The 15359-nt window shown below is 34.8% G+C and carries 14 protein-coding genes; 6 read left to right on the forward strand and 8 right to left on the reverse strand.

The window, feature by feature from the left end; all coding sequences use genetic code 11:
* Positions 1-220: 220 nt before the first annotated feature.
* On the reverse strand, positions 221-610 hold the full coding sequence (locus BA768_RS15520) for a DUF4293 domain-containing protein (RefSeq protein ID WP_065721487.1): 390 nt from the start codon (positions 608-610) through the stop codon (positions 221-223).
* Positions 611-755: 145 nt separating this feature from the next.
* On the opposite strand from BA768_RS15520, the gene rho reads away from it, so the two are divergent.
* Both rho and BA768_RS15530 read left to right on the forward strand, forming a co-directional pair.
* Positions 756-2588 carry a transcription termination factor Rho gene (gene rho / locus BA768_RS15525; RefSeq protein WP_065721488.1) on the forward strand — a complete coding sequence of 611 codons (1833 nt, stop codon included), beginning with the start codon at positions 756-758 and terminating at the stop codon, positions 2586-2588.
* Positions 2589-2849: 261 nt separating this feature from the next.
* The gene (locus BA768_RS15530; RefSeq protein ID WP_034677873.1) at positions 2850-3446 is read left to right on the forward strand and encodes a superoxide dismutase; all 597 of its coding nucleotides are present in this window, start codon (positions 2850-2852) and stop codon (positions 3444-3446) included.
* Between the two features lie 48 nt (positions 3447-3494).
* Here the strand turns inward: BA768_RS15530 and BA768_RS15535 are convergent, their stop codons facing one another.
* Both BA768_RS15535 and BA768_RS15540 read right to left on the reverse strand, forming a co-directional pair.
* On the reverse strand, positions 3495-3917 hold the full coding sequence (locus tag BA768_RS15535) for a DUF6146 family protein (protein ID WP_065721489.1): 423 nt from the start codon (positions 3915-3917) through the stop codon (positions 3495-3497).
* A 48-nt stretch (positions 3918-3965) separates the two neighbouring features.
* The gene (locus BA768_RS15540; protein WP_065721490.1) at positions 3966-5165 is read right to left on the reverse strand and encodes an endonuclease; all 1200 of its coding nucleotides are present in this window, start codon (positions 5163-5165) and stop codon (positions 3966-3968) included.
* 238 nt (positions 5166-5403) lie between these two features.
* On the opposite strand from BA768_RS15540, the gene BA768_RS15545 reads away from it, so the two are divergent.
* Together BA768_RS15545 and BA768_RS15550 are read left to right on the forward strand one after the other, a co-directional pair.
* Positions 5404-8169, forward strand: a complete 2766-nt coding sequence (locus tag BA768_RS15545; RefSeq protein WP_065721491.1) for a TonB-dependent receptor — start codon at positions 5404-5406, stop codon at positions 8167-8169.
* Between the two features lie 12 nt (positions 8170-8181).
* Positions 8182-10254, forward strand: a complete 2073-nt coding sequence (locus tag BA768_RS15550) for a DUF5689 domain-containing protein (RefSeq protein ID WP_065721492.1) — start codon at positions 8182-8184, stop codon at positions 10252-10254.
* Positions 10255-10550: 296 nt separating this feature from the next.
* Here the strand turns inward: BA768_RS15550 and BA768_RS15555 are convergent, their stop codons facing one another.
* From BA768_RS15555 to BA768_RS15575, 5 genes are all read right to left on the reverse strand, one after another.
* The gene (locus tag BA768_RS15555; protein WP_065721493.1) at positions 10551-11021 is read right to left on the reverse strand and encodes a DUF6702 family protein; all 471 of its coding nucleotides are present in this window, start codon (positions 11019-11021) and stop codon (positions 10551-10553) included.
* Positions 11022-11078: 57 nt separating this feature from the next.
* Entirely contained in the window at positions 11079-11831 is a 753-nt protein-coding gene (locus tag BA768_RS15560; RefSeq protein ID WP_065721494.1) for a TIGR00730 family Rossman fold protein, read from the reverse strand.
* Between the two features lie 6 nt (positions 11832-11837).
* Positions 11838-12551 carry a nucleotidyltransferase family protein gene (locus tag BA768_RS15565; protein WP_034677880.1) on the reverse strand — a complete coding sequence of 238 codons (714 nt, stop codon included), beginning with the start codon at positions 12549-12551 and terminating at the stop codon, positions 11838-11840.
* 88 nt (positions 12552-12639) lie between these two features.
* Positions 12640-13053 (reverse strand): RNase adapter RapZ, encoded by a 414-nt coding sequence (locus BA768_RS15570; RefSeq protein WP_034677881.1) that lies wholly within the window; start codon positions 13051-13053, stop codon positions 12640-12642.
* A gap of 124 nt (positions 13054-13177) precedes the next feature.
* The gene (locus BA768_RS15575; protein ID WP_065721495.1) at positions 13178-14197 is read right to left on the reverse strand and encodes an aminoglycoside phosphotransferase family protein; all 1020 of its coding nucleotides are present in this window, start codon (positions 14195-14197) and stop codon (positions 13178-13180) included.
* A gap of 50 nt (positions 14198-14247) precedes the next feature.
* Here BA768_RS15575 and xrtF point away from each other — a divergent pair, with 50 nt between their 5' ends.
* Positions 14248-14769: an exosortase family protein XrtF gene (gene xrtF / locus BA768_RS15580; RefSeq protein ID WP_065721496.1), complete on the forward strand. Its 522-nt coding sequence runs from the start codon at positions 14248-14250 to the stop codon at positions 14767-14769.
* Positions 14766-15209, forward strand: a complete 444-nt coding sequence (locus BA768_RS15585; RefSeq protein WP_065721497.1) for an exosortase F system-associated membrane protein — start codon at positions 14766-14768, stop codon at positions 15207-15209. The genes xrtF and BA768_RS15585 overlap by 4 nt, the downstream gene beginning before the upstream one ends.
* Positions 15210-15359 lie beyond the last annotated feature (150 nt).

Here is a 15359-nt window from a genome sequence, read left to right on the forward strand (position 1 = left end):
TTTTGCGGGAATTCTTGAAAATAAAAATTGCCACGAATGCACGAATTATTTATTGTGATTTTTTAAATGTTATTCGTGGCAATTTAATTTGTTTGACCAAATTGTCACTGATCCAAATACTTAAAAAGATTTTTACGCAAAGCCATCTGTGAAAATCTGTGGGGAATAAAAAAACAGCTCCTAAAAAGAAGCTGTTCTCACTCAAAAAATCGTTGTAAGGTTATCGAAGTCTGTCTACAGATTTTACGAGCCTCTCATCTTTTTTGATATAAATGTTTGCCAAAAACAAACAGATTATCGCAATCAATGGGAAAACCGGCTCAATACCCTTCTCAGGAAAATCTATTCCTCCGGATAAGTTTTGTAACCAGTACGCCAATACACCAATCAACAAAGCGTTTATAATAATGCTGAAATTATTCAGCAAGATTTGTCTTTTTCTGTTGTTAAAGCTAAACAGACTGAATGCTCCTGCCAAAACCAAAACGACTGAGGTAGCTTGAATCACCGGAATGCCTCCGAAAACCTCCACATCCTGTCCTGTAATAAAAAGGAAAACTGCTGCTAAAACAGACAGTAAAATCCATATAGTCTGTATCCTTTGTAACATAGAATTTTAAATTCAGTAGCAAAAATAACATAAATTTTGCACAATTCAAAAATAAGTGTAGATTTGCAATATACAATGTACTTGAAAACAAAAGTCACCGGACTTACTTTTCTTACTCACAACTAATTACATTTTTACATTAAATATGTTTAACATAGAAACGTTAAGGTCAAAATCCGTAACGGAATTGACTAAAATCTTAAAGGATTTGGGCGTTAAGGTTGCAAGAAACAGCAATGAAAATGATAAGATTTTTGCTATTCTTGATTTTCAGGCATCCAACCCTAAAGTTACAAAAGATTATTTCAATACCACAGAAGTAACAGCAGCTGCAAGTGCGGATGAAAAGCCCGCTGAAAAGGTGACAAAGCCTGTTGCTAAAAAATCTGCTCCTAAAAAAACTACCAAACCAAAGGCTGAAACCGAAACGAAAGAAGATCAGCCAACTGCGGAGCCGGAACCTGCCAAAACAGAAGAAGCTCCGATTGAAGAAGTAAAAGCAGAAACAACTCAGGAAACTACCGAAGAAAAACCTGCCCCTTCAAACAACAAACAGAAAAGAAAAAGAATTTCACCTCCTGCAGCAGCCAGCGAAATTGAAGCAACAGGAACAATTGAACTTCCTACGAATACAGATTCTCAGCCAGTTCAGGCAAAAGAAGAAAGACCGAAAAGACCGCAAGGTCAACCACAACAAAATCAGAAAGGTCAAAACCATCCACAGCAAAACAGTGGAAATTCTCAAAACCAAAACCGAAATCAAAATAATAACCAGAATCCTAACCAAAATCAGAACAGACCGCAACATGCTGAAAGATCTGAAAGACAGGAAGAACCGCAGGAACAGAAAAAAGAATTCAGTTTCGACGGATTGGTTAGTATTGAAGGTGTTTTAGAAATATTACCAGATAATTACGGATTCTTACGTTCGTCAGATTTTAGTTATATTTCTTCACCGGATGACGTGTATGTTTCTACAGCTCAGATCCGAAATTTCGGATTAAAAACAGGTGATACTGTAAGAGGAATTGTAAGACTTCCGAAAGAAGGAGAAAAATATTTCTCATTATTAAAGCCAACTGAGGTGAACGGCCGCGATTTAGCTTATATCAAAGATCGTGTTGCTTTTGAATATCTTACTCCATTATTTCCTGAAGAGAAATTTAATTTATCAGGAGATAATTCTACAATGTCAACGAGAATTGTAGATTTATTTGCACCTATCGGGAAAGGACAAAGAGCGATGATTGTTGCACAACCAAAGACCGGTAAAACAATGTTGCTGAAAGATATTGCCAATTCTATTGCAGCCAATCATCCTGAAGTCTATATGATGGTTCTTTTGATCGACGAACGTCCGGAAGAAGTTACCGACATGGAAAGAAGCGTAAATGCAGAAGTTATTGCCTCTACTTTCGATGAAGCTGCCGATAAGCACGTGAAAGTTGCAAATCTGGTTTTGGCAAAAGCTCAGAGAATGGTAGAGTGTGGTCATGATGTAGTGATTCTTTTGGATTCTATTACAAGATTAGCCAGAGCTTACAATACAGTGACTCCTGCTTCCGGAAAAGTACTTTCGGGTGGTGTTGATGCCAATGCACTTCACAAACCGAAAAGATTCTTCGGTGCTGCCAGAAAAATTGAAGGTGGCGGATCTTTAACGATTATTGCAACCGCTTTAATTGACACGGGTTCTAAGATGGATGAAGTAATTTTTGAAGAATTCAAAGGTACCGGAAACATGGAGCTTCAATTGGACAGAAAAATTGCCAACAGAAGAATTTATCCTGCAATCGACTTGGTTTCTTCAAGTACCCGTCGTGATGATTTGTTGATGGATGAAGTTACTGCGCAGAGAATGTGGATTTTAAGAAAGTATCTTTCTGAAATGAATCCTATTGAAGCAATGGAATTTGTAAACAAAAATATCAGAGGAACTCTGAATAACGAAGAGTTTTTGATGTCGATGAATAAATAATCTTATTGATTTCAGATATAAAATACAAAGCAGTCATATTTTGGCTGCTTTTTGTTTGTTTAAAATTATAATTAGTAAAAATAAATTCAAACATGATATTAACTCTAAATTGATTTAAATTTAACTAAACAACGATCATAAATATGTTTTGCTGAAGTTTTTGTTATTATCAATGTTAAAGATTTATTAAAATAATCCGTAATTTTTGAAGTTGGCTTGAATATTGGCTAAATTTGAGTCATAACATTAAAAATAAAACTTATGTCATTCGAATTACCAAAATTAGGATATGCTTACGAAGCTTTAGAGCCGACAATTGATGCAAAAACAATGGAGATTCACCATTCAAAACATCACCAAGCATATGTTGATAATTTAAATAAAGCAATCGAAGGAACTGATCTTGACGGATTGTCGATTGAAGAAATCTGCAGAACAGGTGTTGAAAAACCCGCTGTAAGAAATAATGGTGGAGGTCACTTCAACCACACTTTATTCTGGGAAATTTTAACTCCTGGTGGAAGCAAAGAGCCTGTAGGAGGTGTAAAAACGGCTATCGACAACTATGGTGGTTTCGAAAAATTCAAAAATGATTTTTCTGATGCTGCAAAAACAAGATTCGGTTCAGGATGGGCTTGGTTGGTAAAAAATGAAGACGGATCGGTTTCTGTAACTTCTACTCCAAATCAGGACAACCCATTAATGCCTGTTGCTGATACAAAAGGAACTCCGGTTTTGGGATTGGATGTTTGGGAACACGCTTATTATTTAAACTACCAAAACAGAAGACCTGATTATGTAACGGCGTTCTTCGATGTTGTAAACTGGGATAAAGTAGAAGAATTATTCAACAAATAATCTTCACTTGTGATAAATAAAAAGGTTCAGAAATTTTCTGAACCTTTTTTATTGTCTGAAATTATCACTTGCTCCCAACCCGTTCATTCTCAGTTTGTATTTCCAGTTTACATAAGCGAAAACCTGATATAGTTTGTATTCGAATTTAATTCCATAATTCTCTCTCGGGTCATAGTCTATTGAAGACTCAATGATATTTCTATACCTTCCTGATGTAAAATAAGAATTCCATTCGGTAACCAACATTGTGTTCCTGCTTTTTAAATAAGCTTCGGAATATTGACTGATTGGTCGTGCTACAGCATTCAGAAAATAATCAAACTGAGTGTCGATTACGATCAGATCCCATTCGCCATCATCATTTTTCTCTGGTTTCATTACAGATTCTTCTTTTTGTTTCTTTGAATTATTCTGTGCCAATAAATTTAGAGGAAGAATGATTAAAATTAATATGATAAGTAAATTTTTCATAATGAATGTTTTATACGAAAAAAGCACTCCAATAGAGTGCCTTTGTTGTTATTTTTTAATGTATTCTTTCTGAAGAACCGAAACACCGGGAAAGTGATCGCTGTAACCTCCTGTGAATCGGTCGCCATCCCAAGAACGAAGAGGGTATCCTTTCCATTGTCCTTCTTTATTTACAAGATAAGAAGGCGCATAGATTTCTGCTTTAAAAATACTATAAGTAGGTGTAAGCTTTTCTTTTGAGTAGAGATTTTGAGAAACAATAATCTGATCAAACAAATTAGGTGCATCTCTATATGCTAAAGATGCAACACCTGCTTTATACAGTTTATACATCAAATTATAGTATGGTTTTTTATCTGATAAATCTTCAGGGCTTTCTACTGCGCCAAGATATTTTTTCAAACTTGGGCTTACAGGATCGTCATTATAGTCACCCATTGAAATTAGTTTTATACCAGGATTTTCTGCTGATAATTTATCCATTTCGTTTTTAAGTACCGTTGCAGCTGCATTTCTTCTTGGTTGGGAAGCTGCTTCACCACCACTTCTTGAAGGCCAGTGATTCATAAACACGGCAATTTTTTCTCCGTCTAAAAGGCCAATTGCCACCAAAATATCTCTTGTATATTGTCTTTTGCCATCTTCATTGTATACTTTGATTTCTTTGGTGTAAGAATTCTGTAAAACAAATCTGTTTTTCTGATATATAAGAGCAATATCGATTCCTCTTGCATCATAAGAGTTATAGTGTACAATACCATAATTGCTTTTTGCTAAAACAGGCTGCTTTATAAGATCTTCAATTACCTGTCTGTTTTCAACTTCTATAAGACCGCAGATTGCAGGATTATCATTCGTATATTGTCTGCCAAGCTCAGAAATTACTTTTGCTTCGTTCGCTAATTTCTGGTTGTAGTATTTTGTGCCCCATCTTTTTTTACTGTTTGCAGTAAAATCATCTGCTAAAATCTGATGACGGATAACTTTTTTTCCTACTAAAAGTTCGTTGCTCCATTCTCCTTTGTAATCTTCAGTAGTTTCTAAATATTTAAGAGAATCAATCGGAACACTTCTATGGAATTTAGGATTTGAGAACGGTACTGTTCCGTCAATATAATCTGCAGAAACAATAGTGTCCCAAAGGTTTTCTACATTTAAAAAAGCTACTGCCGCTCTTTTTACCTGTTTTTGCTGAGAAAAACCAAGTGTAAAGCAGAAAACTGCAATTATGAGTGCGAATTTTTTCATGTTATCGTAATATTCAAAAAATTGAGGGGGTAAAATTACACAATTTACATCAATAAAATATTAAATTAATCTTAATAACTGTTTTTTGATTTCAATCATAAAGAAGCTGTTTTTTTAGGATATCATTTACTTGTTAAGAATATTTAATAGAATAAAATGCAGAAAATGTTTGAGTTAATGAAAATAATCCTAAATTTGTTGCCCCTTAAATAAAGAAGGTGTAAAAAATAAGTTTATTATGATTAAAAAACTATCCCTAATCTCTTTGTTTACACTATTACCTGCATCCTATTACTATGCACAAACTACTGTTTATGCGTATGTTAAAGGTCAGGATGGTAAGCCTGTAGAGAGAGCAGAGGTTGATCTTGAACAATCTGTTGATGATGTAACTGCAGACAAAATCGGTTACTTCCAGTTTGTAGATTTAAAGCCAGGACATTATCTTATTACCGTTGCAAAACCGAACTTCGAATCTAAGATTGTAGAGTTTGATGTAACTGCTGATGAGAAAAGAAAAGACTTAGGTGTGATTGTTCTTAATAACAGTTTAGGAAGCGATGCCGGAGTTGTTGTGATTGATGATTCTGCAAACGATACAGAAGACGGAGGTTCTGCAATGCAACCTACAGTGGGGCTTTTGAGTTCAGGTAGAGATGCATTTCAAAATGTTTCTGCTTTTGAATTGGGAGCTTACTGGTTCAGACCGAGAGGGGTAGACAATCGTTTTGAAGATGTTTTATTCAACGGGGTTTCTATGTCTAAAAATGATGACGGAAGAATCGATTTCAGCAACTGGGGTGGTTTGAACGACGTGACAAGATATCCTTACGAAAATGTAGATAACATTACTCCTTCAGAATATACGTTTGGTAATTTGGGAGGTGTGGTTTATTATAATACAAGAGCATCTTCTTACAGAAAACAGACTTCATTAGCGTATTCATTCACCAACAGAAGCTATTTACATAGAGCAATGGCAACGTATTCTTCCGGAATGAGTAAAAATGGTTGGGCGTTTACTGTTTCAGGAAGCAGAAGATGGGGAGATCAGGCAATTATTGATGGAGTTTATCAGGATGCTTATGCATATTTTGCATCGGTTGAGAAAAAATTCAGCGAGAGACACTCTATTAACTTTACTGGTTTCGGTTCCCCCACATACAGAGCTTCAAATTCACCGAATACTCAGGAAGTTTACGACATCATGGGTAAAGACTACAATTCATATTGGGGATGGCAAGATGGTGAGAAAAGAAATTCAAGAATCAGAAAAGTATTTGAACCGATGTTTATGCTTACTGATTATTTAAAAATCGGAAAAAACTCAAACTGGACAAATACGGTTTCTTATCAAATCGGAAGCGATGCAAGAAGCAGATTAGACTGGTTCCGCGGAAAAGATCCGAACCCAACCTATTATAGGAATCTACCAAGTTATGGACTTGTAACAGCTGATGAATTTAGAGAGAAGTCTCAAATTGACTGGACGAGTTTATATTCTCAAAATAACAACATTCCTGTCGAAACTTATACAATTGGTATAAATCCGGATGGAACTCCAAAAACAATAAAAGGAAAAAGAGCTGTTTATACTTTGGTGGAGGACGTAAATAGAGATAAAACTTTCAATTTTGCATCTCACTTTGATACAAGACTAAAAGATAATTGGAAATTAAATATCAACTTTAATTATCAGAATTTGAAGTCTGATAACTTTAGAAGGATAAAAGATTTATTAGGTGCAGATTTTGCATTTAACCGAAATGCTTTTAACAATGATGTACAGTACAATGTAGATGATCCTAACTTTACTGTGAAAGTTGGTGACAGAACACAATATTCTTATGAGCTAACTAAAAATCATTACTCATTAAATATTTCATCAGAGGTAGATTTCAATAAATTTAATATCATAGCATCTATTTTCAGTTCTTATTCTGAATCTCAGAGAGAAGGAGATTACAAAAGCGGTATTTTAATTTTACAAAATAATTCTAAAGGCAAAAGTGCAATCTATGATGCTTTAGATGCAGGTCTAAAAGGGAAAGTGACTTACAAAATCAATGGTAAGAACTTTATTGTTTATAATGGGGCATTCTTTAGCTTAGCTCCGACTTTAAATGAATTATACATTAATCCTAGAGCTGTAGATTATTTAACTCCAGGAGTTAAAAATCAAATTATCAACTCTAATGATTTAAGCTATATCATGAGAGGTCAGATTCTTAAATTAAGATTATCAGGTTATTATACTACAGTAAGTAATTCTACAGAAATTTCAAGATATTATGCCGTAGTAGCTGATCAAACAGGGTCTATGAATACCTTAATTAATGAAGCGATGACAGGTGTTGATAAGAGATATATAGGCGCAGAACTTGGTTTTGATGTGAAAATTACCCCAACATTAAACGCAACAGGGGTTGCAAGTATTGGTGAATATAAATATACAAACCGTCCAGATGTGTACTCATTTGATGATTTAAATGATTTCAGAAGCTATGGTAAGGCAAACATCAAAGATTACAAAATAGCTGGAACTCCACAAAAAGCATTTTCATTTGGTTTAAAATACAATTCACCTAAATATTGGTGGGTAGGTGCATCTGCAAATTATTTAATGGATCAGTATCTTGATTTTTCAGCATTAAATAAAACAGCTTCAATGTATACAGATCCGGGAACAAATGATACATATGCAGGCGCAAGTCCTGAGTTGATTCAGCAATTGACGGCGCAAACTAAATTTGATGATCAGTTCATGTTAAATGCCAATGCCGGAAAATCATTCCTAATCGGCAAATACAGAATGGGAATCAGTGTATCTGTAAATAATATTCTGAATAATAGAAATTATGTAACGGGTGGTTTCGAACAAGGTAGAGCGGCTAATTTCCCGCAACTTCTTGAGGAGTCTCAAAGAGAAACACCTCATTTTGGACCAAAACTTTGGTATGACAGAGGAATTACGTTCTTTACAAATGTTTATTTAAGATTCTAAAACAAAGTAATAATGAAAAAATATAATTCAATTTTAAAATATATTTTCGCAATCTTTGCTGCACTTGTAATTACAGGTTGTGTGCATGATGATAAATATGATGAGCCAAACCTTGATGGTTATCAGTGTGCAGATCTTACTGCTACAATGACGCTTACTCAACTGAGAGCTAAATTTGCTCCTACTGCAACTGCAGCTTTTGTTTTTCCAGACAATTCCACTGATATTGTTGAAGGATATGTTTCTTCTACTGATGAAACGGGAAATATCTATAAGACAATTTATATTCAAGATAAGGCTGAAAATCCTACACAAGGTTTCGTAATTAGTGTAGATGCGGTAAGTAATTATACAAACTATCCTCAGGGATCTAAGATCTATATTAAATTGGCCGGTTTGGCTTTAGGAACTTATGGTGGAGTTGTTCAGTTAGGCGTAAAAACCGGAACTGAAACACCGGCAACTTCCGTATCAAGAATTCCTGAGAAACTTGTGCCGGCAAGAATTTTCAGATCATGTTCGATCAGAGAAAATATTGTTCCTAAGAAAATGACTTCTTTACAGATGGTTTCTGCAAACGATCAATATATCGGATGTTTGATTCAGATGGATAATGCAGAATTCGACAACAGAATCTTATGTACAAACTTTGCTCCCAATGGTGTTACTGTGGACAGAATCATCAGAGATAATACAACAACGACAACTAGAGTTGTAAGAAACAGTGGTTATGCATCATTTGCCAATCAGATTCTTCCTTCAGGAAACGGTAAATTTGTTGGTATTTACAGCAAATTCAATAGCACTTACCAAATGTACATCAACAAGGTTACTGATCTTGAGATGACTAAATTCCCGAGAATCGACGGTATTGCATCAAACCCTTGTGAGTACAGTGATAACGGATTAACTCAGAAAACAGTTGCTGAAGTTAAGCAATTGGCAACAAGTCCACTTACATTGATTACAGGTGATTTTGTTCTTAAAGCTAAAGTAACGGCAAACGATAAATCAGGTAACCTTTTCAAATATATCTATGTTGAAGATGCAACAGGAGGTATCAGAATTAATATCGATAAAGCTGATATGTTCAACGATCCTAGATTTGTTGTAGGTAAAGAAGTTTATGTAAAACTTAAAAACTTATATGTAGGAGCTGTTTCAGGCGAAATTCAGTTGGGAACTCCATTCAGTGGAGCAGTTGGTAGAATTGCAGAAGCTGATGTCTATAAATATTTCTTTGATTCTAAAAAACCAATTACTGCAGTTACTTCTACTGAGAAAATGATTAACCAATTTACTGCTGCAGATGTAGGTAGATGGATTAAAATTAAAAACCTTCAGTTTATCGCTGGAGATTTAGAAAAAGTGTACGCATCAGGAGCGGTTACCAACAGAACTTTAGAAGACTGTTCAGGTAACAAAGTTATATTGAGAACCAGTAATTTCGCAGATTTTGCAGGTCAGGTAATCGAAGGTGGAAAAGGAGATGTTTATGGTATTCTAAGTATTTTTAATGGTACTTATCAGCTATGGATTACTGATGTTTTGGGTGCAGATTTGGATGATCCAAGATGTGATGGTTCAGTTTACACACCACTTCCTGTATTATACAAAGATGATTTTGCTGCAGGTGGTTTCGGTACAGACTGGACAACCGTAAACGTTGCAGGTACTCAGATTTGGAATACTTCTAACCAAGGTAACGGAACCAATTACTATGCAGTAATGAGTGCTCCATTGGGAAGTGCAGCAAATGAAGATTGGCTGATCTCAAAAACAGTAAGTTTAGCAGGAAAAACAAAGGCTGCTGTAAGCTTCACAACTGACGTGAGATATGCAGGATCAGTTCTTCAGGTTTACGCTACAGAAAATTACACTGGAAACCCGGCTACAACAACTTGGGTTGCTTTACCTGCTGCGCTTGATACAAATACAGCAGCATTTGGAGATTGGGTAAGCTCAGGAAATGTAGACTTATCAGCGTTCTTAGGTAAAAATGTAAGAATAGCATTTAAATATACTTCAACATCTTCTGCAGCGGCAACATGGGAAGTTGATGATTTCAAAATTAAAGGTCAATAATAATTGATACTTGTAAAATAAAAAAGACGGACAGAAATGTTCGTCTTTTTGTTTGGTAGAAATGTAAATGCACAATTTGTTATTTTTGATTGTATATCAGTATAATGTTTTTGTTCAAGATCTATTTAATTGCTCCATCGGAGCAATATCTGTGTAGAAAAATTAAGAATGCATTTACATTGCGCTCCGTAGGAGCGCTACATTTAATTAAAAATATTAAAATTAAATCTATTCGGATATTAAAATAAAAAAACCACTGCAAAAGCAATGGTTATATAATTTAAATTAAAATTCTTTTAGAAAGAAACCTCATTTACCTCTTTTCCGCGCTGAAAATTCATCGTTTTCAGATTTCCTTTATAAGCAATATTCACAAGATTAATCTGCTTAGGAAATGCGCTTAAAAGTATCGTGTTCTTTATTTTTAGACTGTTGATGTCAGAAACACCTCCTGTTTCAAAATATACCCAAACTGTTTCTCCGCTTACCTGACTTCCGGTGAATGTTAAATTCTTGGGAGAAGCATTTACAAATACGTCAAAGTTGCTATTTACATATTTTTTTACTTCAGCTTCAAAACCGGCAGTATTTCTGTTGATCTTTATAGCATCAGAAATATGACTGGTATTCATCTTCGTTGTAAACTTCAGTGTTTTGCTTCCGTCGACATAGTCAACCTTCGTCATCGAAGAAAAGAAGTCAAAAACCGTGAAGCTCATCATTATTAAAAATGTAAAAATACTCGATACATATAAAATTTTTTTCATCTCAATTTATAAATTTACAGCATTTTGCTAAATAGATTGGGTCAAATTTAGTGCCAATTAAAAATTAACGTTTACAGAATATTTGTCATAAAAAGCCTTAATGTGTGCAACTGCTTCATCAGCGGTATCTACCACACGATAAAGATCAAGATCGTCTGAAGAAATCATTCCTTCATGAAGTAAAGTTTCTTTAAACCAGTCGAGTAAACCACTCCAGAATTCTGTACCAACCAGAACAATCGGAAAACGTCCTATTTTGTTGGTCTGAATTAGCGTAAGCGCTTCTGTAAACTCATCTAGGGTGCCAAACCCACCCGGCATCACGATAAAGCCCTGCGAATATTTTACGAACATTACCTTCCTTACAAAGAAATAATCAAAATTCAATGAGTACATCTTATTGATGTAAGGATTAAAGTGTTGTTCAAAAGGTAGGTCGATATTTAATCCGATTGATTTTCCCTGAGCGTTGAAAGCGCCTTTATTTCCGGCTTCCATAATTCCGGGACCGCCTCCTGTAATCACTCCGAAACCAATTTTAGTAATTTTTTCGGCAATCTCTACCGCCATCTGGTAATATTTGCTTTCAGGCTTTAGTCTTGCTGAACCGAAAATAGAAACACAAGGTCCTATTCTTGCCATCTTTTCGTAGCCGTCTACAAATTCCGCCATTACTTTGAAAACCATCCAGCTATCTTTGGTAATGGTTTCGTCCCAGGTTTTTTCTCTTAAACTGTTATGCAGCTTTGTTTCGTTGATATCCGGTTCTGTATTTTCTATACTTTCGTCTCGTATTCCTTCAATGCTCATCCTAAATTATTTAAAATATTTCTCTGCTTCAATCACAGATTCCGGTCTTCCTACATCTACCAAAATGCTTTCATGCACAAAGCCATGAATTTTTTCGGTCTGCATCAGATCCAGATATTCTTCCATCACAGAAAATTTTCCCGTTCTTTTAATCTTATCAAAAATCACAGGATTGATGCAGTGCACTCCGCTAAAAGCAAGAGGTCTGAATCCCTTGTTGAATTCTGCAAGACGCTGTTCGCCGGTTTGTACATTGAGCCATCCACGTAAAACCAAATCATCATTAAACAGCAGTTTTCTCGAACTTTCTCTGTCTGAAACCGCTAAGGTAACAAAATCTTTAATTTCTTTATGGTATTTCACAAAATCATTGATGTTGATATTCGTCAGAATATCAGCGTTCATGATCAGGAAATCTTCTCCATGATTGAGGAATTCTTTAGCAAAAATCAGGCCGCCTCCGGTTTCCAGAAGTTCATTCGATTCATCGGAGATTTCAATCTTACAGCCGAAGTTATTGTTTTCTTTCAAAAAACGAACAATCTGATCTCCAAAATGATGAATGTTGATCACGAAATCAGTGATTCCGAAAGCTTTAAGATAATTGATATTCCTCTCTAAAAGCGGAATTCCGTTTACTTTGGCCAAAGCTTTAGGATGATGGTCTGTAAAAGGTTTCAGACGGGTTCCTTTTCCGGCTGCAAAAATTAATGCCTTCATAATTATAGGTAATGGGTAATTGATAATGAGTAATTCATGAGAATAAATATTAATAACGATATTAAAAATATCACTTATTACACATTACTTATTGCTTATTATTAAGTTGGTGCTGTTCATCGTGATGAAGGCTGATTTCTACTTTATCACCATATTTTTCTTCAATAAAATGAGCAATTTTTATGGCCGAATATACCGATCTGTGTTGTCCACCCGTACAACCGAAATTGATCTGAAGGTTCTCAAAGCCTCTTCCCAGATAATTATCAATATTAATAGAAACTAGACTTTTAATTAATTCTAAAAACTTGGGCATATCGGTTTTCGTTTCCAGATATTCCTGCACGCCGATGTCGTTTCCGGTCTGGATTTTATATTCTTCCACTCTTCCCGGATTTAAAATTCCACGGCAGTCGAATGTGAAACCGCCGCCGTTTCCGGTTTCATCTTTAGGAATTCCTCCTTTTTTATATGAAAAACTGTGGATGTCTATGTGTAGCATGTTTTTTATTTACTTTTTTTGAATATTTAAATTTTCACAGTTTTGTCATTCCGTAGGAATCTAAATATTTTTATTCCATTTAAAGGGTTGAGATTCCTACGGAATGACAAAGTGTGTTTTAAAATTAATTGTTTAATATTTCCTCAATTTTCAATTTTGTTTTCTCCAAATTCAATTGCCCAATCACTTTTTTCAGCTCAGGGAAGTTCATGATTTCTTCCCAATTTTCAGCAAAATCTGTAATATTCTGAATGCCTTTTTCGATGCTTGAAATAAAATGTTGCTTCCTTTGAATCAGTCCGCGGAAACCATAAGCTCCCAAAACCTGCAGAAATCTCATCATCTGAACTGGTTTCACCGAATTTTTTAGTTGATTTTGAATCTCTGTATTTTCAAACTGGTGAATATAAAATTCAAGCATTTCATTTTTAAAATCTTCCGGGAAATTGGCTTTAGCCTGAAACAGAAAAGAAATTACATCGTACATCAGAGGACCTTTCATTGCCGACTGATAATCGATAAATGAAACTTCATCGTTATCATTTACCATAATATTCCGAGCCTGAAAATCACGGATCATGATTCCCTTCGGTTCGAGATTTTCGATGAGGTCAGCGATTTTTTTGAACTCTTTCAGCAAGGTAGATTTGTGATATTCCAATTCCAGAACATCAGCCACAAAATTTTTGAAATAATAAAGATCATGGATAATGGGAAGTTCGTCGTAACTTTCATATTCGAAAGTTTTTTTGAAATCTATTTTACCTTCGGTTTTTGTCTGAAGTTCAAAAAGTTTTCTGAGTGTCTCTTTTACCAATAGTTTTACCCTATCCGACAATCCTTCTTCAGCAATAATTTCTGAGAGTGTCTTTTTACCTAAATATTCCTGAATATACATTTTTCGGTCATCAGAAATATAATAAATGACCGGAGTATTGAGTTGTAAATCAGAAAATACATTCGAATAATAGAGAAAACTTTCGTTTTCCTGAATATTGTCGTTACAGGTAATGATGTATTTTGCGTTGCGGTTTTCAGCCAGAAAATTTACTCTTGCAGAACCGCTTTGAGCTAAAGTGATAAATTCAACAGATTTTTCACCAAAATAATTTTCAAAAAATATTTTTACGTCTTCTGAAGTCATAATATGCCAACAAATATAGTGATTTACATACGAATTGTTATATTTGCAACATGTTAAAAGACTTTAAGCCTGTTTTAGGAATATTGTTGCGCTTCATCATCATTTACCTGGTGTTGCTGTTTGCGTATCAGTTTTATCTTAACAGTTTTAAAGAATCTGGTTTGGATCCTTTTTCCAGAATGATTGCAAATCAGGTGATGTTTTTGCAAAACTCAATGGGTTTTCCTTCAGCTCTTTATGACGATATACCTAAACAACAGATATGGTTTCATGTAAAAACGGGCTTTGTTACCAGAATGGTAGAAGGTTGCAATGCTATTTCTGTAATGATTCTCTTTGTCTCTTTTGTTTTTGCTTTTTATAAAGGAACTAAAACTTTCGTTTTTGTAGCGATTGGTCTCTTGATACTATATATTATGAATGTTTTGAGAATTGCAGGACTTAATATTGTGTACAGTGATTATCCGAAATACGGTAAAATGACCCATGACTATGTGTTTCCTGCTGTGATTTACGGCACAGTGGTTGTACTTTGGCTGATCTGGATTAAATTTTTTGCATTAAAAAAATGAAAGTCTTAAGCTGGATATTAGTGCTTTTGGGTGTTGCAGGTCTAGTCTCGGTGAGAATTTTTGAAGACCGTATCTTTTATGATCCGTTCCTGAATTACTTTCACGAAGCAGATAAACAGGCAGCATATCCTGATTTTGAATTGGGACGTTTGATTATAAGTCATTTGTTCCGGTTTATCTTGAATCTTTTATTTTCTTGCGTAATCATTCATTTTATTTTTAAAAATAAAAACTGGACTTTACAGGGAGCTGCATTGATCTGTATTGTTTTTGCCATTACTTTTCCTATTTATCTTTATTGTGTTTCCACAAAATTCGAGATCGGGTTTCTTTTTTCTTTTTATATGAGAAGGTTTGTGATACAGCCTTTGATATTGCTTCTCATTGTTCCGTTGTTCTATTATCGAAAGCAAATGTTGGTAAGAAATATTGAAGACTAATCCAAAAATTTTTTTTAAGCTCATAAAAGCGCTGCTAACTTTTATAGAAGTTTTGCATTTCCTGTATAATCTTTGTGTTTTTGATTAGCCTGGATTGAGCGGCATGTCTGAGCTCTTTTCTTTGGATTTCAGCGCGGCGGCTTTGCCGCC

The organism is Chryseobacterium sp. CBo1 (assembly GCF_001693475.1).
In the GTDB taxonomy this organism is placed as follows: domain Bacteria; phylum Bacteroidota; class Bacteroidia; order Flavobacteriales; family Weeksellaceae; genus Chryseobacterium; species Chryseobacterium formosense.